Below are 21,796 nucleotides of genomic sequence, written 5' to 3' on the forward strand. Positions count from 1 at the left end.
ACCCTCCCCCTAGCCGGGCGCCCTGCAAGGGGGAGGGAACCGTGCAATGGGTGTTTGTGAGCGGGGTTCGCCTATCAAGCCTAATTTTTTTGGTGCACGATACGTTGGCCTTACAGCCCCGGCCTCCTCCGCCCCACCCCAGTCGCCTGCTCAAACGCATACGCCATCCGCAGCAACGCCAGCTCGCCCCGGTGCCGTCCCACGATCTGTAGGCCCACCGGCAGCCCGTCTTCCGTGAATCCGCAAGGCACCGAGATCGCCGGATGCGTCGTGACCGTGATGTAGTAGCACGACCGCATCCAGTCGATATAGCTGTCCATCGTCACGCCGTCGATCTCCGTCACATAAGGCTGTTCGATATCGAACGGCGGCACCTGGTTGACCGGCATCACGATGTAGTCGTAGGTTTGCATGAAGCGGTGCATGCGTTCGAACAGCGCGGTGCGCAGCTTCTCCGCCCGCGCGAGCTGCGACGCGGTAAGCTTGCGTCCCATCTCGATGTTCCATACGACGGTGTCCTTGAGCACGCCGGGATGCTGGTCCATGACCGCCCCGAGCTGCAGCTCGAAGCCGTAGGCACGCAGGGCCATGAAGATGTCATGCGCATCCCGAAAATCCGGCGTGGCGTCTTCGACGATGCATCCGAGCTGCTCGAATACCGCGCGTTGCCGGTCGATGATTTCCGTCACCCGCCGGTCCACCGGCAGGCCGCCCGCGTCCCGGCTCCATGCGATGCGCTTGCCCTTCATGTCATGCGCCAGCGGTGCACGGAACACCGCGCCGTCTTCCTCAATCGATAGCGGGTCGCGCGCATCCGGTCCAGCCAGCACCGACAGGTAGAGCGCGACATCCTCGACGGTGCGCGCCATCGGTCCGCTCACCGACAGGTTGCCCCAGGCATTCTGCGCCGGCACGGTGGGCACGCGTCCGACCGATGGCCGCAGGCCGACGACGTTGCAGAAGTTCGCCGGACAGCGCAGCGAGCCGCCCATGTCGGTGCCGTCGGCCAGCGGCACCATGCCTGCCGCCAGCGCGACCGCCGAGCCGCCGCTGGAACCGCCGCAGGTCTTCGTCAGATCATAGGGATTGCGGGTGGCGCCGAAGACCGCGTTGAAGGTTTGCGAGCCGGCGCCGAATTCCGGCGTATTGGTCTTGCCGATGCTGATCGCGCCCGCCTGCTGCTGGCGTTCCACCATCAGCGCGCTTCGCGGCGGGATGAAATGTTCATGCACCTTCGATCCGAAGGTCGTACGCATGCCCTTGGTAAGGATGAGGTCCTTGTGCGCGACCGGCAGGCCGTGCAGCGGCCCGAGCGTTTCGCCGCGCGCCTGCGCTTCATCGGCGGCGAGCGCCGCCTGCAGCGCCTCCTCCGCATGCAGGGTGACGATGGCATTGAGCGCGGGATTGACCTGCTCGATGCGGGCAAGATGGGCCTGCATGATGTCGCGGGCGGATAACTCGCCCTTGCGGAGTTGGGCTGCCATGTCGGCGGCGGTCATGAAACAGATGTCTTGGGTCATAAATTTTCACCTGGATGAAGGCGGTTGAAGGCAAGGCGCCGGTTCGGATCGGTCAGTGCATGGACAACATGGGCAGCGAAAAACTTCCGCATGTGCCTTACATCGATGATTGTCGTCGATTCAGCAGATCGATGTAGGCGCCTTCGATCAGATGGGACCTGTCGATGCCGAGGCGTTGCATCAGCGCATCTGCTTCGCGCATCCCTGCATCAATATCGTCGCCATCCTGCAGGACAACCTCCAGCTCCATGAAGTTGCCGAGGCCTTCGACATCGTCCAGGTGCACCCGCGTCCTGCCCACCATATACAGCAGCCGTTTTTTCCTGACCCGCCCGACCTGGCCGTATGCCAGCGACAGCGTCTCGCGGAGGGAATCCGGTGATGCCGTTTCGGACAGCACATAGAACGACTCCTTCGGTCCCTGCCTGTCTTGCCGCTGGTAAAAAATAAGCTGTCCTGTGCCGTCGCCGAAATCCCGCAGCTTCAGCCTGCCGGTATCGCATCGGAAGAACGTGTCGTCCTGCCGGATTTCCTGCGGTCCCTGCGACGCGATGCGCGCCGCGTGCCCGGCCAGCGCGCGCAGGTCATCGACGGCCGCCTTGATCTCGATATTTCTTGCCATCTGGTTGCCGCCCGCTCAGCCGGCGACCGGGGTGCATAGTTCGACGAGCGTGCCGTCGGGGCAGCGGACATAGGAGACCACCTGTCCCCATGGCTTTTGCTGCGGCGCTGCGAGTTCCCTTGCGCCGGCGGCGATTGCCTTTGCATGCGCCTGGTGGACGTTTTCGGTGACCAGTCCGAGCTCGAAGCCGAGCGGCTGCGCCGAGCTGTGTGCGCATACATGGCCGCCGGGGAAATTCATATCGCCTAGTGCATGCGCGGCGAACGACAGCGTCGTCTGCCCGGTGTCGAGCTCGCCATAGGTACCGCTTTCATGCAGGAATTTGCGTTGCAAGCCAAAGGCGGCTTCGAAGAACGCCAGCGACTGTGCCACGTCGGGCACGTAAATGATCGTGTAGCCAAGTTTCATGAAACTCTCCCGGGAACTGTGTGGACGATGCAATCATCGGATGGGTGGGTATGGCAGGGAAGCCAAAGCATAACCAGGCCTGGCCGTTGCCGCTTCTACCGCCATCGACGCACTGGCATTTTCTCTTGGCCGTAACAGCAATCCATCATCAGGAAACCCTTGGATCGGCACGCCCGCCAGCGGCGACGGCGGCTTGCCATGTTGAACGGCTGAGCAGCGCTGCGGTAGGCATAAAGGTCAGCCACGGCGTGATATAGAAAATGGTGAGGTACCAATACATGGTCAAGAACCGTGCACCATGCCCGAGGTACCAGCCGCAGTACAGCGCGTCCAGCGCTGCGAACGGAACGGTATAGTAGAACGACAGCCAGAAGGCACGTGACATGCGCTTGTCTTCCCTGCAGCTTCGCAGCATAACAATCGCAGCGAGTGATATGGCAACCGACAGCAGGATGCACGCGATGGCGAGTGCGACGTTGGAATACTGCTGGTAGTAGGCGGGAAGACCGGCAAGCCAGAACGCGCCCCATACACTGACGCCCTGCAGGAGAAGACCTAGATGCTTTCGTATGTGCATGTCGATGAGAAGTCGTGAATGTTGATGGTGCCGGCGGCCCTATGAATCGCGCAGATGAAACGCCTAACCGACATGATCGGTGGAAGCGAATATGCGCAGCCCCTGGCCTGTGCGCGTCAGATTGTACGATTCCCGCCATGAATGAATGCTGCTGCCGTCGCCATGCAGCAGTTCCCAGGTGACTGTCGCCAGCGCACTGTTCCGCCCCAGGGGAATGGCCTCCAGGTCCTTGTAGCGGCAGGAACGGCAGCCGATCTGGTGATAGTGGTCGACCACGGTTTGGAAGTACTCGCCGATGCGCGCCTGCGTCGTGAAACTCCGGAGCACACCATCGCCGTTCAAGGCGATATACGGTGCCGCGTAGCGTTGCGCGATCAGCGGCCCATCGAACTGTTGGAATGCCTGAACGAAGGCGTCGAAGAAGTGTTCGACTTCCTGATGCAGGTTTTCAGTGCACGACATAATTTCTATTCGCTCCATCAATGCGCCATTGCGCTTGACTGTCACAGGGATACCGCAGTCGCATAAACAAGCAGAAGCGCCGTGCCAGGCGACGGCCATGTGCCGGCGTTGCGTTTTCATCCGGCATGCCTGCTGCCATGCTCAGACGGATTCGCGGTCCTGTCCCGCCTCCTGATCGAACGTCCTGCGTGCCGCCTTGATCTCCTCCCGATGCGCCTCCGCCCAGGTCACCAGGCTGCGCATCGGCTCGAGGAAGGATTGGCCCAGCGCCGTTAGTCCATATTCAACGGTGGGCGGCTTGGTCGGAAAGACGGTTCTTGAAATGATGCCGTCGCGCTGCAGGTCGCGCAGCGTCTGGGTCAGCATGCGTTGCGAGATATCGCTCACTTCGCGGCGCAGTTCGCCGAAACGACGCGGACGGGTGGCCAGCTTGAGCAGCAGCAGGAAACTCCACTTGTCGCCGAGCCTGTCGAGCACGGTGCGCACGGGACACAGCTCCCGCGACATATGGGTTGCAGAAGGTGTGTCCTTGCTGCCGTAGGGGGTGATGATTTCCGGATTGACCGACATGGCCTGGTTCTCCCGAAGTAACTATCCAACGAAAAACTGCCTTCTTTACGGCTTGATTCGACGCTCGTATGCTTTAGTCTCTTTTTGAGACCTAGGCGCAATATAGCATCTGAAAGCGCCCAGATACTTCCGGACGTGCCTGTGCACCAAAAGCAATTCAACCAATGAGGGGAAGAACATGCATATCGCTATCGCGGGTGCAACAGGCAATGCCGGCAAGCGCATCACGGCGGAAGCCCTGGCGCGCGGCCATCACGTCACGGCAATTTCCCGCAGCCCGGATAGCACCGAGGACAGTGAACGGCTGCATTCGGTGCAGGCCGACGCGCACAAGCCACTCGCGGTGGCGCTGCGCGACGAGATCGAACGACCGCAGCATATCCGTGAACGCTTCACCGTCGGCTACTGACAAGCACCGCACACCACCCGCAAAAACCTTTCAGGAGAATGCCATGCCAAGCACCAAGCCCACTACCACCCTGCGCCTGCACCGCCACCCGCTGTCAGGTCATGCCCACCGCGTCCAGCTTTTTCTTTCCCTGCTCGACCTGCCGTTCGAGATGATCGATGTCGACCTGCTGAAGGGCGCGCACAAGCAGCCGGCATTCCTCGCCATGAATCCGTTCGGACAGGTACCCGTGCTCGAAGACGGCGACACCGTGGTGTATGACTCGAACGCCATCCTGGTCTACCTTGCAACCAAGTATGACGACGGCAACTGGCTGCCGCGCGATCCGGTCGGCGCGGCGAAGGTGCAGCAATGGCTGTCTCTCGCTGCCGGGCAGATTGCCAGCGGCCCGGCAAGCGCGCGCCTAGTAACGGTGTTCCGTGCGCCGCTCGACCATGACCGCGCCAAGACGATTGCGTCCAATCTGCTGGCGGTGCTCGACGCGGAACTCGCCGGCCGGCACTTCGCGATCGGCGACCGGCCGACCATTGCCGACATCGCCGCCTACAGCTACATCGCGCATGCGCCGGAGGGCGGGGTATCGCTGGAGCCGTATGCGAATGTGCGCGCATGGCTGGGACGCGTCGCCGCACTGCCGGGATTCGTTCCGATGCAGCAATCGAAGGCCGGCCTGCTGGCGGCCTGACATTATTAATCTTCACCTTGCGGGCACCTGCCATGACCACCGAACTGCCATCACCGCTCCCCGCGGACGACACGCCCTTTCACCAGGCCGAACTCGCCATCCAGGAGCGCCTCGGCGTGCGGGCGAAGCTGCACCAGGGAGCCCGCGCCGGCATTCGCAATTACATGCCGGACCAGCACCGCACGTTCTTTGCGCAACTGCCTTTCCTGCTGACCGGCGCTGTCGATGAGGACGGCCAGCCGTGGGCATCGATGCTGGTCGGCAGGCCGGGCTTCATCGCGTCGCCGGACGCCACCCAGCTGCGCATCGACGCCAGGCCGCTGGCGGGCGATCCGCTGAGCGGCGCCCTGCGCACCGGCTCGCATGTCGGCCTCCTCGGCATCGAACCGCCCACCCGGCGGCGCAACCGCATGAACGGCGTGGTGACGGCAAGCGATGACCATGGACTGACGGTGCACGTGCAGCAAAGCTTCGGCAATTGCCCGCAATACATCCAGAGCCGCGATTTCCGGTTCATTGCCGATCCTGCCTCCCCTGCCTGCTCGGCCACCGTCCTGCGCTCCGCCGCCCTTGATGACGCCGACCGCGCGCTGATCCGCTCCGCCGATACCTTCTACATCGCCACTGCCAACATGCGCGCCGATGCCGGCAGGGCAAAAGGCGCGGATGTTTCGCACCGGGGCGGGCGGCCCGGCTTCGTGCGCATCGACGATGCGCGCACATTGACGACCCCGGATTTCCTCGGAAACTACTTCTTCAACACCATCGGCAACCTCCAGGTCGAGCCGCGTGCCGGGCTGCTGTTCATCGACTTTGACGGCGGCGATTTGCTGTACATCGCCTGTGAAGCGGAGATCATCTGGGAGGGTCCGGAAGTCGCCGCGTTTGCCGGCGCGGAACGCCTGGTCCGCTTTCATCTGCGCGAGGTGATCCGCGTGCGGGATTCGCTGCCGCTGCGCTGGTCGGGCATCGCCTATTCGCCGATGCTGAACGGCACCGGCACCTGGGAACAGGCGGCACAAACCCTTGCGGCGGAAGCATCGCGCAATGAGTGGCGCCGGTTCCGCGTGCGCCAGGTGCAGGAGGAAAGTGTCACCATCCGCTCCTTCATCCTCGAACCGGATGACGGCGGCGGCGTGCTTCCGCACCTCCCTGGCCAGTTCCTGCCGGTCCGCCTGCCGGGCACCGATGACGCCGCGCCGCTGCAACGCACCTACACCCTGTCGGACGCATCCAACGGACGCACCTACCGCCTGAGCGTGAAACGCGATGGCCGGGCCTCCGCCTGGCTGCATGACCATGCGCAGAGCGGCACAATCATCGAAGCACTTGCGCCGCGCGGAACATTTGTCTTCAATGCGGCCGCCCGGCGGCCGGCGGTGCTGCTGTCGGCGGGTGTCGGCATCACACCGATGATCGCAATGGTGAATGCCCTCTTCGTCAACGATATGCGCACGCGCTTTCCGCAGCCCGTCTACGTCATCCATAGCGCACGCAATGGAAGGGAACATGCATTCGGCGACCTGCTGCGCAGGAAAGCGCAGGCGCATGCCAATCTCAGCCTGCATGTCACCTACAGCCACCCGGATGAAAGCGATGCGCTCGGCATCACGCATGACAGCGTCGGACGCATCGGCATCGATCTGCTGAAGCGGCTGCTGCCGTTCGCCGACGCCGATTTCTACCTGTGCGGGCCGGTGTCCTTCATGCAATCGCTCCATGACGATCTGCGCGCGCTGCAGGTGCCCGATGCGCAGATACATCTCGAACAGTTCGGCGGCGCGCACCCGGTCATCCGCCGCCGGACGCACGCCGGCGTCCATAAGAATGATCAAACGCAACCCGGCGTACCGGTCGTGTTCGCGAAGTCCGGAAAATCGGTTCACTGGCATCCCGGGGACGGCAGCCTGCTCGAACTGGCGGAAACCCACGGGCTCGCCCCCCTATCCGGCTGCCGCAGCGGCGCCTGCGGCAGCTGTGCGGCACGACTGGTCTCGGGAAGCGTTGCCTATACGACTGTTCCTGGCATCGTGTGCGATACCCACCATGCGCTGCTGTGCGTGACCACACCGGAGAGCCCGACATCGACAGCGGACCCAACCGGGCATGGCCTCGTGATTGACATATAGGACGTCTGCCGGGTTTGCGGTCCCAGCGGCAACCAGCGGGTTGGTACAATGCCCGCTTTGCCTATCAGGAGCAACCCATGGCCGCCCAGTTTGAAATTACCAGCATGGCCTTGTTCTGCGACTTCGAGAACATCGCCCTTGGCGTGCGCGACGCAAAGTATGCGCACTTCGATATCCGCCGTGTCCTGGAACGGTTGCTGCTCAAGGGCAGCATCGTCGTCAAGAAAGCCTATTGCGACTGGGAGCGCTACAAGGACTTCAAGGCGCCCATGCATGAAGCCTCCTTCGAGCTGATCGAAATCCCGCACCTGCGCCAGTCCGGCAAGAACTCGGCCGACATCCGCATGGTGGTCGATGCGCTCGACCTCTGCTACACCAAATCCCACGTCGACTGCTTCGTCATCATCAGCGGCGACTCCGACTTTTCCCCGCTGGTTTCCAAGCTGCGGGAGAACAACAAGTACGTGATCGGCATCGGCGTCCGGGATTCGACGTCCGACCTGCTGGCCGCCAACTGCGACGAATTCATTTTCTACGACGACCTCGTGCGCGAGCAAAAAATGAAGCGCAGGCCGGCAGAGAAAAAGCCGCAGGTGAAGAAGGCCGCCAACGGCGCAACCAAGCCCGCACCGGCGCAGCAGCCGACCGTCGACGACCGTCGCCAGGAAGCCTTCGACCTCGTCGTCGAAACCATCGAAGCCCTGCTTGCTGAACGCGGCGATGAAGAAAAGATGTGGGTATCGATGGTGAAGCAAACCATGAAGCGCCGCCGCCCCGGCTTCACCGAATCGGCCTACGGCTACCGCTCGTTCAAGGAACTGATCGAGGACGCGCAAAAGCACAACCTGCTGGTGATGGCGCATGACGACAAGCTGAACCAGTACACGGTGAGGCTGCCGTCGCAGGAGGATTGATGGTTCGTTCGGCTGTAATCGGAAATTTTCGGGTTTTACAGACTAAGCAAGAATGCGTTTGCGGGAGGGCTCAAATGTCCTTGGGATGGTGCAAACCATGAATGCAAAGGTAACTTCGTGCCCGAAGGACATTAGGACTTGAGGGCATGTTGCAGTGTTTCTTGCATACAAAGATACGAGTTGACCTTGCAGCTTTAGGAGAAGTGCTTGGAACAATCTAGAAATAGCCTTGTTTTACAATTTTTATTACTAGATTTATATCCAGTATCGCCCTGAAGTCAGGAGTGGCGCGGGTTGAACGGATTTCAAAGCCGTGCTCAGCGGCTTACTGCCGTGCATACCGCACAGTGATGTCCGTACAAATCACAGTTAGGTGTCACTAGGCAATTCAACCGTAAGCAATCATCTCAATTGGAGAACTCATGATCAGCCTTGAATTTCTCATCACCTCGCTCGTGGTCGTACTTATCCCCGGCACTGGTGTCATTTACACCGTTTCTACAGGCATTGTTCAAGGCCGCAAGGCCAGCATTTATGCAGCTCTCGGATGCACTGCCGGAGTTATTCCCCATCTAATGGCCACCGTGCTTGGCCTAGCCGCTGTAATGCACACTAGCGCTTTGGCCTTTCAAATACTCAAGTACGTGGGCGTCGCTTATCTGTTTTACGTAGCATATGCAACCTGGCGTGATAAGTCCGGGTTCGCGGTGGACGGGACCATGTCCAAGACCTCCGCAACTAGCTTGGTTGTCAAGGCCTTCTTGCTCAACATCCTGAACCCGAAGCTGACCATCTTCTTTTTGGCATTTTTGCCCCAGTTCGTTGAACCCGGTATCGACCAGCCACTCTTGCACTTGCTTCTTTTAAGCGCGGTCTTCATGGCCATGACCTTTGCTGTTTTTGTTGGATACGGCTTCGTCGCGCACGCTTTCCGCAGGCTGGTCGTTGATTCCGCTCCCGTGCAAAGCTGGCTGCGCTACGGTTTTGCCACAGCCTTCGCGGGGCTTGGGGCGAAGCTCGCGCTCACGGAAAAGTGACGCCTAACCCTTCATTCCATCGGACTGCCTCCAGCAGCCGCTAAATTTAAACGTTAAGAGGCAAACCATGCCAAAGAAGTTCAAGCTCAGTAGCGAGCAAATAAAGCCGCTGATCACGGGATACGGGGGATGTATTGCGAGCGACAAGATTACAGTCGAGGGATTCCCAGTTGGTTTTATGTACCGCGAAGAGCCAGTCAACAATATGGACAGCGGCTGGCGCTTTATGTCTGGTTATGAGGACGAAATATATATGGATGACTCCAGAAATCATTCGATTTACGAAGTCAATACCATTGCCAATTACGACCCCACGATTATCAGTTTTCTGGATTCTCCAGTAGGCAGCGTGTACGAGAAACCAATGGAATCAAAAGACTTCATTGCTGTACCTGATTGGGCGCCGCCAGAGGAATGAGCATGCCGATGAGCGCAAATACCTTAGGCGCGGTTTATTTTTCACGTTAGTCACTTTTAGAGAGTACATGCGTTCACTTTTATTAATTATTCTCTTCCTTACTGCAGGCATGTCTTGGGCCGATGATTATGAAATTGCCCAAGCGTCCTATAACGCAGGGAACTTTGCAAAAGCGCACGAGATGTTCAAGGCCCTTGCCGAAAAAGGAGATGCAGATGCACAGAGTACGCTTGGCATCATGTATGTACAGGGCGAGGGAGTCTCACAAGACAAACAAAAGGCAATTGCATGGTGGCGGAAGGCTGCTGAGCAAGGTCATTCTCGCGCACAAAACAATTTAGGCGACCTCCTGGCAAATGACACATCTGGATTGAGGGATGACGTTGAAGCCGTTAAATGGTGGACTTCTGCCGCCTTGCAGGACGATGACAAAGCCCAAACCAGCCTGTGTTTTATGTACGCGAAAGGACGAGGCGTTAAAAAGGACTTGGACAAGGCTATGGAATGGTGCGTGAAAGCGGCGAATGCGGGAAACCAAGATGCCTTATACAACATAAGGTTCCTCGCATCACAAAAGACGAAGTGAAGCCCAACAGCGTACCTAACATGCAGATGAACACCGACAGCTCTCCAGCTGGATATCTTCATCGTTAGGCATCTTCACATGGACCCAGGTCTTATCGGAATTTTTGTCCTTTGTTCAGCCACGCTGGTATTGCTGCTTAGCGTGGCATGGGCCGTCAACAAGGTAATCAAGCGTCCCCTGCTAAACGGGGCTGCGGTCTTCTTTTGGCTGTTAATCGCCACCATCATTGGATTGCTTGCTTATCAGTGGTCATTGCCCCATGTGACGGAACGAATGGCCTACTACGCTGGCAAGTCTATTGCAGCGGTAGCGCCGGTTCTACTTGTCGCTTTTGTTCTTATGCGTCGCTTTCGGGCGGGACGGGTCGTCCGGGATGACGGAGCGAGAAAAACCTGACATGACAATGAACACGGGCGGCAAGGCCGCTGGCTATCCGAAACGTTACCGCTGATGAAACAAAGTCCGCTGCTCGAGTTTAATTCCGATGGGTTCACCACTGCTCCCGGCGAGGACGAGGCCACCAACCCGGGGATTTTTGGAAAGTCGCTCGCTGAATGGCTTTCTTACGAACTTTGTGCAAGTGGACTTGCCGCCGGGGAGGCGTTCGCTGAAGACTTTGGGTGGTGTATTCCAGTTGATTCGAAACCGCACGCGCTCTACGTTGTCTGTGCGAGTACCGACGACCAAGCGAGTTCCTGGCGCGTCTTTGCTTTCGCTGAGGGTGGATTCATGGGGCGAGTATTTGGAAAAGACACCCGACAAGAAGACGTAGAACGCGTCTACGATGCGGTTAAGGCGATGCTCATTGGTAGGCCAGATGTTCATGATGTATCGGAGGGACGCGCATGAGCCCTGGACAATCAATCGACAGTGACATCTGCGCTGCCGACCATCTCAAACTTTAGCTGCCCAACTATGCTCAAGATACTTCGTTCTATTTTCGGTGGCGACCGTAAGGGCACAGAAGAATTTGCACTGAATTCCGAGGCTCAGGTACTTCCGTCTGAATTGCGCTTGCCCGAGAAGGACCAGTGCTTTCCGTTTGCAGATCACGTGAAGTTTCATCTGAATCTTCCATTGGTTGACTGGGATGCCGTTCACGCATGGATAGAAAACCTTGATACTGAAGATGTGCAGGCAAAGGCCTGGACAATGGCTGAGCATGCCTGGCTAACTCATCTTCAAGCTGCTCTCGGAAATCGCTATCACTTGATTCACTCCGATACTGCAATCCTGTTATCACCCCTTGAAAAGAATGTTGCGAACGCCACAATTGAGTTTATGGGTCGGACCTTGAAGCGGGTTATTAAGGTGTTGGATGGTATTGCTGATGTTTCTCCGTGGGGAAAGGACATTCTTATTGTTTTCGAGAATGAGGATCAATACTACGACTATGTGTCCTATTACTATCCTGAGGACGGAGAGTTTGCGTTCAGCGGCGGTATGTTTATCTCTGCAGGGTGCTCTCACTTCGTAACAGTGCAATCGGACTTGCGAACCGTGGAACCAGTCATTGCGCATGAAATGACCCATGCATGCCTTTCCCATTTACCTATTCCCCTTTGGTTGAATGAAGGATTGGCTGTCAATACCGAACATCGACTGACCGGCAAACCTGCCAGCCTCTATTCGCCACAGGAGATGCGGGCAAAGCACTTGGCATTTTGGGATGCTGAAAAAGTGCAGGAATTCTGGTTCGGCAAGTCCTTCTCAAGGACAGATGACGGCAACATGCTTTCATACGACCTTGCCAGAATACTAGTGGAAACGTTCTCCAAAGACTGGGCTAGCTTCAAACAGTTTGTGATTGAAGCAAAATGGCAAGATGGTGGTGCCGAGGCAGCCCGACTATATTTAGGCGGTAGTCTTGGAGACTATGTGTCTTCTCTACTCGAAAAAACCAGTTCTGCAGAATTTGAGCCGGCTCTCGAAGAGTCGGAAAATCCATCAACCGCTGCAGCATGCGCTACCTCGTCGATGGACCGGGCCCAGCAACAACAAGCTACCGCTTTGCGGCAGTTGTTGAGTCTCCGTTAGATTTACATAAAGACGCACATTATGCGTATCTGGATTGCTTCGATCTCCGCAGTACTTGTCCAGCCAGTAGTGTTCATGGCTCGCATTGCACCGGCTTTTGCAGCATCTGAGTCTTTAAATGGTCTGGGTTTTGTTTTATTGATGGTTATGGCAGTAGGCGCGGCCGCTGTATTATTTTTGGGAATTCCGGCGTTTGTTTTGCTTCATAAATATCAACGGGATAGTTGGGTGTCATTGGGCATTCTCGGATTTTTGCTTGCTGCTCTGCCAGTTGCGGTGTTTTCATGGCCTCGGCGGATGGAGGGTTATTCGGCGGGCGGGACCTGGCACGGTCGATATGTAAAAATGTATGTTGATGGAACACCAACCGATTACGCTTGGCTTGCGTACCTCGAAAACATTGCATATTTCGGTCTGCATGGTCTGATCGGGGCTCTTGTTTTCTATGCGGTCTGGCGCAAGTTGGGCGGCTCTCACATTTCAATCGATTCCGACAGCTACGCCGTGGGTCATCCCAAACTTTAAGTGCCCTTCCTTACCCCTTATGCTCAACTTCCGACATCAGTTCCTCGTCATTGCTGCTCTCGGCGTATGCGCCTTAACCCTGGCGCAAGACATTTCTCCGAGTCCGCCATCTCGCCCGATAGGTTCTCCAATCAATGGTTGCCTTGCGCTTACCTATCCGATCATCGCACGGAAGGACGAAGCGGAAGGTGCCACGCATGTTTCTCTAACGGTTCTACCGTCAGGTGCGGTTACTGACGTCACCGTATCGAAGGCAAGTGGCGCTAGCCGGGCGCACCAGGCGCTGGACAAAGCGGCCGTCAAAGCGATTTCCGGATGTGTTTATGCTGAAACTCCTGGCTTCAGCGCAAGGACGGGGATACTACAAATAGTGTGGCAATTGGAGCCAGCTGTCACAAACAGCAGTAATAGCGACCACGAGCCTCAATCATCGAGCGAGCGCAAGTCTGGGGGCGAGCCACCTGGGGCCGCTCATCCCGGACGCTGACCGTTCCGGCTGTGATTTCTTGGAGGGTTTTCTAGCTTGTATGGAGGTAGTCGATGATTGGCTCTAACGCGGCGCGGAACACCGTCGCTTCGCATTAGTAAGCTCGACGTGAGACCGCGCACAAATCCCGTTTAAGATAAAGCACGTTACGAAGCATTTTTATTCCAAAGACCATGAAAATGCCTGGACTGATAATGTTGCGCTTTTTCGCACAACCTCGTTAGAGGTGACGAGAGCAAATCCATCATGAAAAAATTCATACTCCTGGCGTTACTGGTCTTCACCGGCTACAAGCTTCACCAGAATGGCTATTCCTTCACCTCCGCCAAGGGAGCCTTCGACAAGGACGGCAGGCCGATGGTGGTGCTGTTCAACGGTCCCGGCTGTGCCGAGCATTGCGAAGCCATCCGTGCAGTTTTGAAAAGCCGCGGTGCCAATTTCGAGGAAATCAGCGTGGCTGGGGACGATGGTGCGCCGGTCAAGAACAAGTACGGCGTCAGCCAGTTTCCCACGACGCTGATCGGCAAGCGGGAGATCGTGGGAGCCGACATTATGCAGATCACGGCCACGCTGGCGGAAACCTTTGGCAAGGATATGCTGACGCGGATGGAGAGCATGGCCATGGACAATCACTTCGACGACGGTGGACGCGCCAAGGTGGTGATGTATGCGACCAGCTGGTGCGGCTACTGCAAGCAGCAGCGCGAGTATTTTGCGGATAACGGCATTGCCTATGAAGAGATCGACGTGGAAGAGTCGAGCTCGAATCAGCTGATGTACAGCGCGCTGAAGGGAACCGGCTATCCGTTGACCTATGTCGGCTACCGGCGTTTTTCAGGGTATAAGGAAGGCGACATCAAGTCGGCGGTCAACGAATTGGCGAAAGCCGGCCCGAGGCGATGACGAGCGGGCGGTTGAACGAATGTTGAATCAGGACAAGCGTATCACTGCGACGGAATACTGGCTGTGAGGTGTCGGGAAGGGCCGTTTTTCGCTGCCGTGTCGATAACATTCAAAGAAGGCGCCGTTGCCATTCAAGCTTTTATGCGTGAGCAGCCTCGTCCTCCAGGTCATCTCAGCGGGCTACCTGCGGCGTCAGCCAAACTTCAAGATTAGCTAACAACACCGGGTGGGCTCTCGGCTAATCTTTCCATCTTGTCCGACCTTCTTCTCTTCGTTGAGTTCGGTTGGCAGGCAATCGGCAATCCAGCTTGGATGTGCTACTGACGCTTCATGTCATCAAACGACGTGTTAGTGCAAAGCCGGCTATCTGTCGGATTTCTTTACATTCCGATCGTCGAACCTATTTAATCTCTTTGAAAATCATGCTGTTATATCCTTGGCACAACATTTGCTGTCGTACAACGCAATTCACTTCATACCAAGGATTACCGAATGATCAAAATCAAAAAGTTGCTCGCGAGCATTGCAATTCTCGGCGCCACCATAGGACAGGCGCATGCAAGCATTGTATTTTCCTTTTTCGAATCTGGCAGCGATGTAGTAATGCAGTCTTTCGGCGTCCTGAACACGGCCAATTTGGTAAGCGTTTCGGTATCTGGCTGGGGTGGGACTGGCGTTGAAACAAACACCCCGCCGCAGTCGGACATCATGGGCGACACTTCCATGGGCGGTGTGAATGCAGCGTTTGGCTTCCATGCTGGTACCGACCTCAGCCCATGGATCGGTACCATGTTCACTAATAGCAACTTCAACTGGTCATCGAGCGGCACGACCCAATTTACGACTTACTACCTTTCAGGCGGAGTGCGTACGCCCGGCATCGGCATATCCACTTCCGATCTGGTTGGGAATTTATGGACACCCAATGTGTCGTGGACCGCAGCTGGCACATTCGCGAGCCTTGGTCTGACGCCTGGTATTTATACCGTTTCGGATGCTCTGACCAACGAGTCCATCTCGATTCAGATCGGAACTGCGCGAGTTCCGGAGCCCGGTACCATCGCCCTTTTGGGATTGGGCCTTGCTGGCTTTGCTTTATCGCGGTGTAAAAAGAAAGCCTGACAAGCGCATTATTTTGAAGAAGAAGCACAAAAAGAAGCGGGGCATAAGCTCCGCTTCTTTTTTGTCGGTGATGTTACGCACTGACTTGGTCAAGTCTCGCCCATACCGTTCAGAACGAACGCTTAAGATTGAATAATCATGCCTTGATTGTCGATGCGTGATCCAATGCACTCAATGACAATCCGGCACATCCTGATCCAGATAAATCTCAAACGCAATGCTGCGTGCCGCCTTGGTGATGTGTTGATTTAAATATCGGCTGCTGCGCCATTCCGCAGTGACCTGCCTGAGGAACGTTTCGGTGCGTGTGTCGCCGGCTGGCACGGCGAAGACCAGCGTATGACGCGGACCAGTCGGCAGGCGGGCGGAGAACTTCTTCCATTCCGGCAGCTTCAGCATTTCTTCCAGCAATACATCGTCATGGACCGCCGCATCGCAGGTGCCGATGCGCAGGTTCAGCAAGGCGTCGGTGGGTGATTTGTAGACCTGCTCGATGGCGCCGTATTTCGATGCGATGGTGCCGACGTAGCGCCCGCCTTCGGCGACGCAGACCTTGCGGTCCTTCAGGTGTTCCCAGGTTTTGATGGTGGTGTCGGTGCGCATGATGGCCATCGGGCCGGCGCGGTAACCGGTCGGCACGGCGATGGCGTTGCGCAGTGGGTTGGCATCGGTGACGATGGCCAGCGCGATGTCGGCCTTTCCCGCTGGCGTGAATGGCGTTGCGGCATTCGGGTCGGCGCGGACGGTAGTGAGCGGCAGGTTGAGGCGTTTGGCGGCGTCGTCCGCCAGCGCGGTGTCGATGGCTTCGGGGGTGCGGAACTTGGTGCCGGCCTTGTACTCGGGCACGACATGGTCGACAGCGGCGACCAGCTTGCCGCGCTGCCTGGCGCGGTCCAGCGCGCTGTCCGCGGTGGCGGCCGTGCACGCGCTTCCGAACAGTGCCGCAAGGACAGCTGCGGCAATGCGGGACGCATGTGTCGACACGGTATGCATCACACGTACTGGTAGCGCAGCACCCGGTGCTTGAGGTTTTCCAGCAGGAGCTGGTCGATCAGCGGCGCGAGGATGGCGATGGCGAGGATGCTGGTCATCACGCCGACCATGTCGGCGGTTTCGCCGGCGTAGCTGAGGCTGCGGCCCAGGCCCTTTCCGAAACCGATCAGCATCTCGCAGGAGATGAGCGCCCGCCATGCATTGCCGAATGCAAGCTGGGCGCCGGTGATCAGCTCGGGCATGACTGCCGGCAGGTAGACCCGGCGCAGCATGTCCCAGCGCGACGCGCCCATGACGCGCGCCGCCGACACATGCACATGCTGCACGTTTTCGGTGGCGTTCATGACCGACAGCGCGGCGGGGAAGAAGGCCGCGACAGCCACGACCACGATGATCGGCAGGCTGCCGAATCCCATCAGGATCAGGAACAGCGGCACCCAGGCGATCGACGGGATCGATTGCAGGATGATGATGGCCGACTTGAGGACTTCACGGAAGAAGAACAGCACCGCGCCGATCAGGCCGAACGCAATGCCGAACAGCATTGCCGAGCCGTAGCCGGCACCGAGGCGACCGAGGCTGCCCCAGAGTGCGGCGCGGAAATTTTCCGTCTGCACTTCCTGCCACAGGCGGACGATCACGGTCGGCACGTCCGGCATCAGGAAGTCGGGCAGTGACCATGCCGCGACCTGCCAGCCTAACAGGATGAAAACCACTGCCAGCGCGAAGGCGAGTTTTTTGTTGTTGCCGGTGAGGGCCGTTCTGGTGCTCATAATGGATGCCACATTAAATAATTACAGCTTGCGTTCCTTCTGCCAGCTCAGGTCGAGGATGCTCTTGACTTCGAACGGCTTGCCGTCGCGTGTCTTGAGCGAGCCCTGCGCCTGGAGAATGTCGGCGATTTCCTGCATGCGCGCTTCTTCCTTCGGCGTCACAAGCGGGCTGAAGGTCTGGCTCTTGATCGCACCGGTGATGACGGTTTCGCGCGGCAGGTCGCCCTTGTTCAGCGTCTTGAGCGTCGGCTCGGAAATGAAGTAGCCGGCGATCAGCTTGGACGCCTCTTCAGGCTTCTTCTGCAGGAGGTCGATTGCTTCCTTCTGCGCATCGAGCGATTTCCACAATGCATCCTTGCGCTTCTTGATTATGTCGCCGGAGGTGATGACGACCATGCACGGGAATGGCCAGACTTCGCCGATCTCGTAGATCTGCTTCACGGGAGCGATCAGTTGCGCAATGCTGGCCTGCGGCTCGAAGAGGAAGGCGGCGTCGACGCGCTTGCCGACCAGCGACTGGACCGCGACCTGCGGGCTGACGCCCATGACATTCACATCGTCGGGCTTCAGTCCGGCATCACGGAACACGACGCCCTTGAGGACGGTGTCGGCAGTGCTGCCTTCGGCCTGCGATGCGAGTGTCTTGCCCTTGAGGCCGGCGATGTTCTTGATGCCGGTGTCTTCGCGCACCAGCATCGCGTGGTAGCCGTGCTGCGCGCCGCTTACCACCTTCAGGTCCGCGCCCTTGGATGCCCAGGCCACCGCATTGGTGAAGCCGAGCACGCCGGAGTCGAGCTGGCCGCCGACGATGGCCTTGATCAGGTCGGTGCCGGACTTGAATTCGACCAGCTCGACATCGAGGCCCTGCTTCTTGTACAGGCCTGCTTCGTAGGCGACGATCGCCTGCGCATCGTCCATCACGCGCAGATAACCCACCTTGAATTTTTCGGCGGCATAGGCCTGCGCGGTAAATAATGTGGCGGCGAAGACGGTCAGCGCCGAAGCCAGCAATCGAGAGGTTTTCATACTTCGACTCCTTCCAGTGATTTAGCAAGTTCGTCCTGCTCGGCGTGGATACCGAGCAGGCATAAGATTTCACGGCGCATTGCCGCGAACTCGGAGAGATCGTGGGTTTTGTCGTGGTGCGACAGGGTGAATTCCTTCAGCACGGTGGCCGGACGCTGGCTGAACACCAGGATGCGATCAGCCAGGAACAGCGCCTCGTCGACGTCATGGGTAACCAGCAGCACGGTCGGGCCGGCTTCCCGGATCAGGTCGCGCAGCACATCCTGCAGCGTCATGCGCGTGAGCGCATCCAGCGCGCCGAACGGCTCATCGAGCAGCAGCACTTTCGGCCGCGTGATGAAGGCGCGGGCCAGCGCGGCGCGCTGGCGCATGCCGCCGGACACCTGGTGCGGGTAGTAATCTTCGAAGCCTTTGAGCGCCACTTTGTCCAGCCATTCAAATGCCTGGATGCGTGCTTTCTTCTTGTCGATCTTCTGGAATTCCAGCGCCAGCGCAACGTTCTGCGCCAGTGTCAGCCACGGATAGAGGGCGTTTTCCTGGAACATCAGCATGCGTTCCGGGTTCGGGCCTTCGACCGGACGGCCGCCTGCCAGCATGTTGCCGCCACTGGGCTTTTCCAGGCCGGCGGCGATATGCAGCAATGTCGATTTGCCGCAGCCGGACGGGCCGACCAGCGCAACCAGCTGGCCTTCCTCGATCTCGCGGCTGAAATCGTCGATGACGTGAAGGCCGGAAAAACTTTTCGCTACATGGTTAAACGACAGCTTCATTCAAATGTTCCTTTCGCCACGGGGCGAGGAGGTGAATGGGGAACGGGATTCAGCTAAATAGAACGGCGTGAGAAAAACGGTGGTAATTGTAATGCCAAACGCATCTTTAATTACTTTTGGCTATAACGCACCTTCGCACTTTAATAATTCCGTATGTGCATAGCAACGATATTTAGCTGCTTTGCTTATTCGCTATACGCATAAGCAACCCGAAAATTAACGTTTTTTCAACTAACGAACCGATATTCAGTTTGATAGCTTTGACGCAGTACGATGGATATCACGTCGATACAGTTCCGTATTTGGGACAGGTCGAGCTCGCCACAGGTAATTTGGACCTCGTTAGCGGCGATGGTCGCGGTAGCTATTTGGCCGTATCAGGGTGAAATGATCAGTGGGATAACAGCATCGGCACAACGCAGGCAACCCCCTTGCAGGTGCGTGTTACGATCAAAAGCGCCGGCTCCTTGCAGGAGCTTGCACTGCAGGCGCAAGGATTGCACCATCGTTATTCGCCACGCCGGGAGAAACATGAAGAAGATCGCTTTTTCTGGAACGCTCGATCCGATCACCAATGGGCACATGTGGGTCATCGGCGAAGCGCTGGCGATCGCCGATGAGGTGATCGTATTCCTGTCAGAGAATCCGCTCAAGAAACCGCGTTTCCCTGCCGACATGCGCAAGAAGATCATCGAACGCAGCGTGGCGGAGCGGGGCTGGCAGCACGTGCAGGTCGTGATCGTCAACGGCGACTACACCGCGCGCGCGGCGAAAAAGCATGGCATCGATTACCTGATCCGCGGCATCCGCAACAATGCCGATTTCGACTACGAAAACCTGATCCAGCAAACGAACGTCGATGTACTTAGCGGCGCCAAGACCATTTTCGTGATGCCGCCGCGGGACCTGGGTTCGGTCAGCTCGAGTTTCGTCAAGGCCCTGGAGGGACCGGTGGGATGGCACTGGCACATGAAGAAATTCGTGCCGAAGCCGGCGTATGAAGCATGGATTTCCGGCTGGCTCCGTGACGAATGGAATGCGCTGTGGCCCGACGCGCCGGCGAGTGGCGGTGCGCATGCCGCGCCGTCCGCGTGGTTCGATGTGCTGACCGGCGATAGCTGCTATGGGGCCGGCACGCGCCGCTATCACAACATCGAGCATCTGGTGCATGGCCTGACCGAGTTGCAGGTCTGGGCCGCCGATTCGGGCGCGTCGCCCGAGGCGCTTGCCGCGCTCAAGAAGGCGTTCTGGTTCCACGACGCGGTGTACGAGCACGAGCCGGCGCGGGCAAGCAACGAGGAAGCCAGCGCCGGAATGTGGCTGGACAGTGGACTGGGCATGCGGTCGGGCGATGCGCAATGCGTGGCCGACCTGATACGCGCGACCGATCATTTCCAGGAATCATCGATCACCCATCCACTCAAACAGGTGATGCTGGGCGCCGACCTGGCGATCCTCGGGCAGGACGACGAAGTTTACGATGCGTATGCGCAAGGAATCCGCATGGAATACGGTCATGTACCGACGGAGGTGTACCGCGCGCATCGCTGCACGGCGCTGGCACATTTGCATGCCAAGGCACAGGTGGGAATGCTTTACTGCGACGCCTACTTCGCCGGGCAATATAACGACCGGGCAATGGCCAACATGGGAAGGGAAATCGCCGCCCTGGGCGGACAGCTTTGACGGGGCACCGGCGTGGTGCGATGCCCCGACGCGGAAGGGTAGCCGGTATCAGCCGGTAATGATGAGCTGGTTGTCGATGGATTTCACGCCTGAGACGCCGCGCACGATGGACTCGACCTTTTTACGCAATGCCATGCTCTTGATTTCCCCTTTGAGCCGCACGACACCGTCGGTGGTGGTGGCATCGATCTTGGCGCCGCTCAGTTCCGGATCGGCCGCGAGTGCCGCCTTCACCTTGCTCGAGATTTCCGCATCGCCCGACGCGGCTGCTTTCTGGGTGCCTGCCGATTGCGAACCGGACTGGCTGGCTGTTCCCGCGCAACCTGCGGCAAACACGGCGGCCAGGAGCAACGAAAGTAATTTGATGTTCTTCATTTGATATCTCCGTCAGTAAAAGTGGGTAAGCGCTTTCCGGGCAGTGCGAACTGCTGCGATGCAAGAGTGGCGTTTATTGGTGATATTGGCAATACGTAATATCACGAAGTCATGGTCATCCGGTTGCCGCAGCGCCGGCGGGTAATTCATAAACAGTATGTCAAGTATCGATATTCCAATCTGTTCCAAATCAGATCGGTCGTACTTGGCCGCATTCCTGTTGCGTCGACGCCCCGAACCGGGTGGACGAACCGGATTACCCGACAGGTCGCCTGTCTTTCCCGCCGTCACCGCGCTCGATGGTGCGAATTCCGCTCGATGCCGGGCGCAGCGCCGACACGATCATCTCCAGCGCCCTTTCCGGCTGCGCGCCACCGCACATGAAGATATCCGCCGCGGCGAAGCCGCATTCCGGCCAGGTGTGAATGGAGATATGAGATTCCGCCAGCAGAACCACGCCGGTGACGCCCTGCCCGGTGCCGAAGGTATGAAAGTGGCTGTAGATGATGGACGCGCCGGCGGCAACGGCGCTTCGCCTGAGCAGGTTTTCCAGCGCCGCCGGATCGGTCAGCTGATCCGGCGCGATGCCGTGCAGGTCGGCAATCAGGTGGATGCCGGACGATTGATGCTGCTCGGGATTCATTTATGCCACCCGCCGCCCCACGACCCGCCCGTTGATCCGGAATTGGAACTCCAGGTGCTGCCGCCACCGCCGCCATAGCCGCCCTGCCCCGGCAACAATAATTTGCTCCAGCTCATCAC

Annotated in this window: 26 protein-coding genes and 1 pseudogene; 15 read left to right on the top strand and 12 right to left on the bottom strand. The window is 58.2% G+C overall.

What is annotated here, in order from left to right; genetic code table 11:
- Nucleotides 1-110 precede the first annotated feature (110 nt).
- The 6 genes from V7080_RS09490 to V7080_RS09515 form a co-directional block, all read right to left on the bottom strand.
- Complete coding sequence (locus V7080_RS09490; RefSeq protein WP_334188150.1) at nucleotides 111-1,520, bottom strand: amidase; 1,410 nt, start codon at nucleotides 1,518-1,520, stop codon at nucleotides 111-113.
- A 97-nt stretch (nucleotides 1,521-1,617) separates the two neighbouring features.
- Entirely contained in the window at nucleotides 1,618-2,142 is a 525-nt protein-coding gene (cyaB, locus tag V7080_RS09495; protein ID WP_334188151.1) for a class IV adenylate cyclase, read from the bottom strand.
- Nucleotides 2,143-2,157: 15 nt separating this feature from the next.
- A complete protein-coding gene (locus V7080_RS09500; protein ID WP_334188152.1) occupies nucleotides 2,158-2,550 on the bottom strand; it encodes a VOC family protein in 393 nt (130 codons plus the stop codon).
- 148 nt (nucleotides 2,551-2,698) lie between these two features.
- Entirely contained in the window at nucleotides 2,699-3,127 is a 429-nt protein-coding gene (locus tag V7080_RS09505; RefSeq protein WP_334188153.1) for a hypothetical protein, read from the bottom strand.
- Nucleotides 3,128-3,190: 63 nt separating this feature from the next.
- Nucleotides 3,191-3,589, bottom strand: a complete 399-nt coding sequence (locus V7080_RS09510) for a hypothetical protein (RefSeq protein ID WP_334188154.1) — start codon at nucleotides 3,587-3,589, stop codon at nucleotides 3,191-3,193.
- Between the two features lie 141 nt (nucleotides 3,590-3,730).
- Nucleotides 3,731-4,159: a winged helix-turn-helix transcriptional regulator gene (locus tag V7080_RS09515; RefSeq protein ID WP_334188155.1), complete on the bottom strand. Its 429-nt coding sequence runs from the start codon at nucleotides 4,157-4,159 to the stop codon at nucleotides 3,731-3,733.
- A gap of 178 nt (nucleotides 4,160-4,337) precedes the next feature.
- Here V7080_RS09515 and V7080_RS09520 point away from each other — a divergent pair, with 178 nt between their 5' ends.
- From V7080_RS09520 to V7080_RS09580, 14 genes and pseudogenes are all read left to right on the top strand, one after another.
- Entirely contained in the window at nucleotides 4,338-4,568 is a 231-nt protein-coding gene (locus V7080_RS09520) for an NAD(P)H-binding protein (RefSeq protein ID WP_334188156.1), read from the top strand.
- Between the two features lie 43 nt (nucleotides 4,569-4,611).
- Nucleotides 4,612-5,253, top strand: coding sequence for a glutathione S-transferase family protein (locus tag V7080_RS09525; RefSeq protein WP_334188157.1), 642 nt, complete (start codon nucleotides 4,612-4,614; stop codon nucleotides 5,251-5,253).
- A 32-nt stretch (nucleotides 5,254-5,285) separates the two neighbouring features.
- On the top strand, nucleotides 5,286-7,382 hold the full coding sequence (locus V7080_RS09530) for a 2Fe-2S iron-sulfur cluster-binding protein (protein ID WP_334188158.1): 2,097 nt from the start codon (nucleotides 5,286-5,288) through the stop codon (nucleotides 7,380-7,382).
- A 77-nt stretch (nucleotides 7,383-7,459) separates the two neighbouring features.
- Nucleotides 7,460-8,275: pseudogene (locus tag V7080_RS09535) on the top strand (NYN domain-containing protein); the annotation flags it as partial.
- Nucleotides 8,276-8,718: 443 nt separating this feature from the next.
- The gene (locus V7080_RS09540) at nucleotides 8,719-9,333 is read left to right on the top strand and encodes a LysE family translocator (RefSeq protein WP_334188159.1); all 615 of its coding nucleotides are present in this window, start codon (nucleotides 8,719-8,721) and stop codon (nucleotides 9,331-9,333) included.
- Nucleotides 9,334-9,400: 67 nt separating this feature from the next.
- Nucleotides 9,401-9,751: a DUF2185 domain-containing protein gene (locus tag V7080_RS09545; protein ID WP_334188160.1), complete on the top strand. Its 351-nt coding sequence runs from the start codon at nucleotides 9,401-9,403 to the stop codon at nucleotides 9,749-9,751.
- Between the two features lie 67 nt (nucleotides 9,752-9,818).
- Nucleotides 9,819-10,337, top strand: a complete 519-nt coding sequence (locus tag V7080_RS09550) for a tetratricopeptide repeat protein (protein ID WP_334188161.1) — start codon at nucleotides 9,819-9,821, stop codon at nucleotides 10,335-10,337.
- A 78-nt stretch (nucleotides 10,338-10,415) separates the two neighbouring features.
- Nucleotides 10,416-10,733 (top strand): hypothetical protein, encoded by a 318-nt coding sequence (locus V7080_RS09555; RefSeq protein WP_334188162.1) that lies wholly within the window; start codon nucleotides 10,416-10,418, stop codon nucleotides 10,731-10,733.
- A gap of 54 nt (nucleotides 10,734-10,787) precedes the next feature.
- A complete protein-coding gene (locus V7080_RS09560) occupies nucleotides 10,788-11,186 on the top strand; it encodes a hypothetical protein (protein ID WP_334188163.1) in 399 nt (132 codons plus the stop codon).
- Nucleotides 11,187-11,252: 66 nt separating this feature from the next.
- Nucleotides 11,253-12,374 carry a hypothetical protein gene (locus tag V7080_RS09565; RefSeq protein ID WP_334188164.1) on the top strand — a complete coding sequence of 374 codons (1,122 nt, stop codon included), beginning with the start codon at nucleotides 11,253-11,255 and terminating at the stop codon, nucleotides 12,372-12,374.
- Between the two features lie 21 nt (nucleotides 12,375-12,395).
- Nucleotides 12,396-12,899: a hypothetical protein gene (locus tag V7080_RS09570; protein WP_334188165.1), complete on the top strand. Its 504-nt coding sequence runs from the start codon at nucleotides 12,396-12,398 to the stop codon at nucleotides 12,897-12,899.
- 19 nt (nucleotides 12,900-12,918) lie between these two features.
- Nucleotides 12,919-13,386, top strand: coding sequence for a TonB family protein (locus tag V7080_RS25390; RefSeq protein WP_442947209.1), 468 nt, complete (start codon nucleotides 12,919-12,921; stop codon nucleotides 13,384-13,386).
- Between the two features lie 246 nt (nucleotides 13,387-13,632).
- Entirely contained in the window at nucleotides 13,633-14,289 is a 657-nt protein-coding gene (locus V7080_RS09575) for a glutaredoxin family protein (RefSeq protein WP_334188166.1), read from the top strand.
- Between the two features lie 492 nt (nucleotides 14,290-14,781).
- The gene (locus V7080_RS09580) at nucleotides 14,782-15,411 is read left to right on the top strand and encodes a PEP-CTERM sorting domain-containing protein (protein ID WP_334188167.1); all 630 of its coding nucleotides are present in this window, start codon (nucleotides 14,782-14,784) and stop codon (nucleotides 15,409-15,411) included.
- Between the two features lie 171 nt (nucleotides 15,412-15,582).
- Here the strand turns inward: V7080_RS09580 and V7080_RS09585 are convergent, their stop codons facing one another.
- Genes V7080_RS09585 through V7080_RS09600 form a run of 4 tightly spaced genes read right to left on the bottom strand, consistent with a single transcriptional unit; the run spans nucleotide 15,583 to nucleotide 18,973 of the window.
- Nucleotides 15,583-16,404, bottom strand: a complete 822-nt coding sequence (locus V7080_RS09585) for a transporter substrate-binding domain-containing protein (protein ID WP_334188168.1) — start codon at nucleotides 16,402-16,404, stop codon at nucleotides 15,583-15,585.
- Nucleotides 16,404-17,177, bottom strand: a complete 774-nt coding sequence (locus V7080_RS09590) for an ABC transporter permease (RefSeq protein ID WP_334188169.1) — start codon at nucleotides 17,175-17,177, stop codon at nucleotides 16,404-16,406. The genes V7080_RS09585 and V7080_RS09590 overlap by 1 nt, the downstream gene beginning before the upstream one ends.
- A gap of 21 nt (nucleotides 17,178-17,198) precedes the next feature.
- Nucleotides 17,199-18,203, bottom strand: coding sequence for an ABC transporter substrate-binding protein (locus tag V7080_RS09595; RefSeq protein ID WP_334188170.1), 1,005 nt, complete (start codon nucleotides 18,201-18,203; stop codon nucleotides 17,199-17,201).
- Complete coding sequence (locus tag V7080_RS09600; protein ID WP_334188171.1) at nucleotides 18,200-18,973, bottom strand: ABC transporter ATP-binding protein; 774 nt, start codon at nucleotides 18,971-18,973, stop codon at nucleotides 18,200-18,202. Before V7080_RS09600 ends, V7080_RS09595 begins: the two co-directional genes overlap by 4 nt.
- A 531-nt stretch (nucleotides 18,974-19,504) precedes the next feature.
- Here V7080_RS09600 and coaD point away from each other — a divergent pair.
- The gene (gene coaD / locus V7080_RS09605) at nucleotides 19,505-20,659 is read left to right on the top strand and encodes a pantetheine-phosphate adenylyltransferase (protein WP_334188172.1); all 1,155 of its coding nucleotides are present in this window, start codon (nucleotides 19,505-19,507) and stop codon (nucleotides 20,657-20,659) included.
- A 48-nt stretch (nucleotides 20,660-20,707) separates the two neighbouring features.
- On the opposite strand, the gene V7080_RS09610 is transcribed toward coaD, so the two are convergent.
- Together V7080_RS09610 and speD are read right to left on the bottom strand one after the other, a co-directional pair.
- Nucleotides 20,708-21,034 carry a BON domain-containing protein gene (locus tag V7080_RS09610; RefSeq protein ID WP_334188173.1) on the bottom strand — a complete coding sequence of 109 codons (327 nt, stop codon included), beginning with the start codon at nucleotides 21,032-21,034 and terminating at the stop codon, nucleotides 20,708-20,710.
- 256 nt (nucleotides 21,035-21,290) lie between these two features.
- Nucleotides 21,291-21,677, bottom strand: a complete 387-nt coding sequence (gene speD, locus V7080_RS09615) for an adenosylmethionine decarboxylase (RefSeq protein WP_334188174.1) — start codon at nucleotides 21,675-21,677, stop codon at nucleotides 21,291-21,293.
- Between the last annotated feature and the right edge of the window lie 119 nt (nucleotides 21,678-21,796).

This window comes from Noviherbaspirillum sp., from assembly GCF_036846085.1.
Lineage (GTDB): Bacteria > Pseudomonadota > Gammaproteobacteria > Burkholderiales > Burkholderiaceae_D > Noviherbaspirillum.

What these genes read in the sequence shown, in the direction of transcription:
- V7080_RS09500 (WP_334188152.1), bottom strand. Translation starts at nt 2,550, where the DNA reads ATGAAACTTGGCTACACGATCATTTACGTGCCCGACGTGGCACAGTCG.
- V7080_RS09610 (WP_334188173.1), bottom strand. Translation starts at nt 21,034, where the DNA reads ATGAAGAACATCAAATTACTTTCGTTGCTCCTGGCCGCCGTGTTTGCC.
- V7080_RS09575 (WP_334188166.1), top strand. Translation starts at nt 13,633, where the DNA reads ATGAAAAAATTCATACTCCTGGCGTTACTGGTCTTCACCGGCTACAAG.
- V7080_RS09530 (WP_334188158.1), top strand. Translation starts at nt 5,286, where the DNA reads ATGACCACCGAACTGCCATCACCGCTCCCCGCGGACGACACGCCCTTT.
- V7080_RS09595 (WP_334188170.1), bottom strand. Translation starts at nt 18,203, where the DNA reads ATGAAAACCTCTCGATTGCTGGCTTCGGCGCTGACCGTCTTCGCCGCC.
- speD (WP_334188174.1), bottom strand. Translation starts at nt 21,677, where the DNA reads ATGAATCCCGAGCAGCATCAATCGTCCGGCATCCACCTGATTGCCGAC.
- V7080_RS09590 (WP_334188169.1), bottom strand. Translation starts at nt 17,177, where the DNA reads ATGAGCACCAGAACGGCCCTCACCGGCAACAACAAAAAACTCGCCTTC.
- V7080_RS09585 (WP_334188168.1), bottom strand. Translation starts at nt 16,404, where the DNA reads ATGCATACCGTGTCGACACATGCGTCCCGCATTGCCGCAGCTGTCCTT.
- V7080_RS09555 (WP_334188162.1), top strand. Translation starts at nt 10,416, where the DNA reads ATGGACCCAGGTCTTATCGGAATTTTTGTCCTTTGTTCAGCCACGCTG.
- V7080_RS09515 (WP_334188155.1), bottom strand. Translation starts at nt 4,159, where the DNA reads ATGTCGGTCAATCCGGAAATCATCACCCCCTACGGCAGCAAGGACACA.
- V7080_RS09545 (WP_334188160.1), top strand. Translation starts at nt 9,401, where the DNA reads ATGCCAAAGAAGTTCAAGCTCAGTAGCGAGCAAATAAAGCCGCTGATC.
- V7080_RS09550 (WP_334188161.1), top strand. Translation starts at nt 9,819, where the DNA reads ATGCGTTCACTTTTATTAATTATTCTCTTCCTTACTGCAGGCATGTCT.
- V7080_RS09540 (WP_334188159.1), top strand. Translation starts at nt 8,719, where the DNA reads ATGATCAGCCTTGAATTTCTCATCACCTCGCTCGTGGTCGTACTTATC.
- V7080_RS09560 (WP_334188163.1), top strand. Translation starts at nt 10,788, where the DNA reads ATGAAACAAAGTCCGCTGCTCGAGTTTAATTCCGATGGGTTCACCACT.
- V7080_RS09505 (WP_334188153.1), bottom strand. Translation starts at nt 3,127, where the DNA reads ATGCACATACGAAAGCATCTAGGTCTTCTCCTGCAGGGCGTCAGTGTA.
- coaD (WP_334188172.1), top strand. Translation starts at nt 19,505, where the DNA reads ATGAAGAAGATCGCTTTTTCTGGAACGCTCGATCCGATCACCAATGGG.
- V7080_RS09565 (WP_334188164.1), top strand. Translation starts at nt 11,253, where the DNA reads ATGCTCAAGATACTTCGTTCTATTTTCGGTGGCGACCGTAAGGGCACA.
- V7080_RS09520 (WP_334188156.1), top strand. Translation starts at nt 4,338, where the DNA reads ATGCATATCGCTATCGCGGGTGCAACAGGCAATGCCGGCAAGCGCATC.
- V7080_RS09490 (WP_334188150.1), bottom strand. Translation starts at nt 1,520, where the DNA reads ATGACCCAAGACATCTGTTTCATGACCGCCGCCGACATGGCAGCCCAA.
- V7080_RS25390 (WP_442947209.1), top strand. Translation starts at nt 12,919, where the DNA reads ATGCTCAACTTCCGACATCAGTTCCTCGTCATTGCTGCTCTCGGCGTA.
- V7080_RS09600 (WP_334188171.1), bottom strand. Translation starts at nt 18,973, where the DNA reads ATGAAGCTGTCGTTTAACCATGTAGCGAAAAGTTTTTCCGGCCTTCAC.
- V7080_RS09570 (WP_334188165.1), top strand. Translation starts at nt 12,396, where the DNA reads ATGCGTATCTGGATTGCTTCGATCTCCGCAGTACTTGTCCAGCCAGTA.
- cyaB (WP_334188151.1), bottom strand. Translation starts at nt 2,142, where the DNA reads ATGGCAAGAAATATCGAGATCAAGGCGGCCGTCGATGACCTGCGCGCG.
- V7080_RS09510 (WP_334188154.1), bottom strand. Translation starts at nt 3,589, where the DNA reads ATGTCGTGCACTGAAAACCTGCATCAGGAAGTCGAACACTTCTTCGAC.
- V7080_RS09580 (WP_334188167.1), top strand. Translation starts at nt 14,782, where the DNA reads ATGATCAAAATCAAAAAGTTGCTCGCGAGCATTGCAATTCTCGGCGCC.
- V7080_RS09525 (WP_334188157.1), top strand. Translation starts at nt 4,612, where the DNA reads ATGCCAAGCACCAAGCCCACTACCACCCTGCGCCTGCACCGCCACCCG.